The sequence below is a fragment of the Streptomyces sp. NPDC056948 genome (assembly GCF_042674225.1).
GTDB lineage: Bacteria > Actinomycetota > Actinomycetes > Streptomycetales > Streptomycetaceae > Streptomyces > Streptomyces purpurascens.
Window position 1 is genome coordinate 1 of record NZ_JBHUQX010000761.1, and the last position, 1,913, is coordinate 1,913.

The following is a 1,913-nucleotide window of genomic DNA, read 5'->3' on the forward strand; positions in this document are numbered from 1 at the left end:
ACACGGGCGAGGCCCTGGGCCTCAAGCCCTCCCGCCTGACGCTCACGGTCGGTTTCGGCCCGGCCCTGTTCGAGAGGTTCGACCTCGCGGACCAGCGCCCCGAAGCCCTGGTCGATCTGCCGAAGTTCGCGGGCGACAACCTCGACGGCACCCGCAGCGGCGGCGACCTGTGCGTCCAGGCCTGCGCGGACGACCCACAGGTCGCCGTGCACGCCATCCGCAACCTGGCCCGCATCGGAATGGGCAAGGTGGTCATCCGCTGGTCGCAGCTCGGCTTCGGCAAGACGTCGTCGACGACGCCCGAGGCGCAGACCCCGCGCAACCTGATGGGCTTCAAGGACGGCACGCGCAACATCGCGGGCACGGAGACGGACCGTCTGCGGAAGTTCGTATGGGTGGACGGGAAGAACGGCGGCCCGGCCTGGATGACGGGCGGCTCCTACCTCGTCGCCCGGCGCATCCGCATGCACATCGAGCCATGGGACCGCACCTCGCTCCAGGAGCAGGAGGACATCTTCGGCCGCGACAAGGGCGAGGGCGCCCCGGTCGGCAAGGCGAAGGAACGCGACAAGCCGTTCCTCAAGGCGATGAAGCCCGACGCGCATGTCCGGCTCGCGCACCCCGACTCCAACCAGGGGGCGACGATCCTGCGCCGGGGCTACTCCTTCACCGACGGCACGGACGGCCTGGGCCGCCTGGACGCGGGCCTGTTCTTCCTGGCCTACCAGCGGGACGTCCGCGAGGGCTTCATCCCGATCCAGCGCAATCTGGCGACAGACGCGCTCAACGAGTACATCCAGCACGTGGGTTCGGCGCTCTTCGCGATCCCGCCGGGCGTTCGCGACAAGGACGACTGGTGGGGCCGGACGCTGTTCTCAGGGGAGGCGTAGACCCGATGTTCTCCAACTACCTGATCGGTCTGCGCGAGGGCCTGGAGGCGAGCCTGGTCGTCTGCATCCTCATCGCCTACCTGGTCAAGACGGACCGCAGGGACGCCCTGAAGCCGATCTGGGCCGGCATCGGCGTGGCGGTGGCCCTGGCGCTCGGCTTCGGCTGCGCGCTCGAATTCGGCTCCCAGGAGCTGACGTTCCAGGCCCAGGAGGCGCTCGGCGGCTCCCTGTCGATCCTCGCGGTCGGCCTGGTGACGTGGATGGTGTTCTGGATGCGCCGCACCGCCCGCCATCTCAAGGCGGAGCTGCACGGCAGGCTGGACGCGGCCCTGGCGATGGGCACGGGGGCGCTGGTCGCCACGGCGTTCCTGGCCGTGGGCCGGGAGGGCCTGGAGACGGCCCTGTTCGTCTGGGCCTCGGTCCACGCGGCGAGCGACGGCACGCCGCGACCTCTGGTCGGTGTGGGTCTGGGCCTTGCTACGGCAGTGTTCCTGGGCTGGCTGTTCTACCGGGGCGCGCTGCGCATCAACCTGGCGAAGTTCTTCACATGGACCGGCGGCATGCTCGTGGTCGTGGCCGCGGGCGTCCTGGCGTACGGCTTCCACGACCTCCAGGAGGCCGACTTCCTGCCCGGCCTCACGAACAAGGCCTTCGACATCTCCGGCACGATCCCCCCGGACAGCTGGTACGGCACGCTCCTCAAGGGCGTGTTCAACTTCCAGCCCGACCCGACGGTCCTCCAGGTGACGGTGTGGCTCCTGTACCTGATCCCGACCCTGGCGCTGTTCCTGGCCCCGACGGGCCTCGGACAACGCCGGACGACGACAACGGCGGCCAGCGACAGCTGAGGCCGGGTGGGTGCGCAGCCCGGCGTAGCGGGGTGCCGCTGCGCCCACCCGTGCCGCCCCTAGCGGCACGCATGCCCGCAGCTAGGGACGCACGGAAGGGGCCGTGTCGGGGGGTGTCCGCCCGCAGCGGTTGGCGCGTCAACGAACAGTCAATTGGTATCCGACCCCATCGCGC

General features: G+C 70.3%; 2 protein-coding genes. Both read left to right on the top strand.

Going from position 1 to position 1,913, the window contains the following annotated elements:
• Positions 1-890, top strand: an 890-nt coding sequence (efeB, locus tag ACFTZL_RS44440) for an iron uptake transporter deferrochelatase/peroxidase subunit (protein WP_382596216.1), incomplete at its 5' end; no start/stop codon positions are given.
• Positions 891-895: 5 nt separating this feature from the next.
• Positions 896-1,738: an iron uptake transporter permease EfeU gene (gene efeU, locus ACFTZL_RS44445; RefSeq protein WP_382596219.1), complete on the top strand. Its 843-nt coding sequence runs from the start codon at positions 896-898 to the stop codon at positions 1,736-1,738.
• Positions 1,739-1,913 lie beyond the last annotated feature (175 nt).

What these genes read in the sequence shown, in the direction of transcription:
- efeU (WP_382596219.1), top strand. Translation starts at nt 896, where the DNA reads ATGTTCTCCAACTACCTGATCGGTCTGCGCGAGGGCCTGGAGGCGAGC.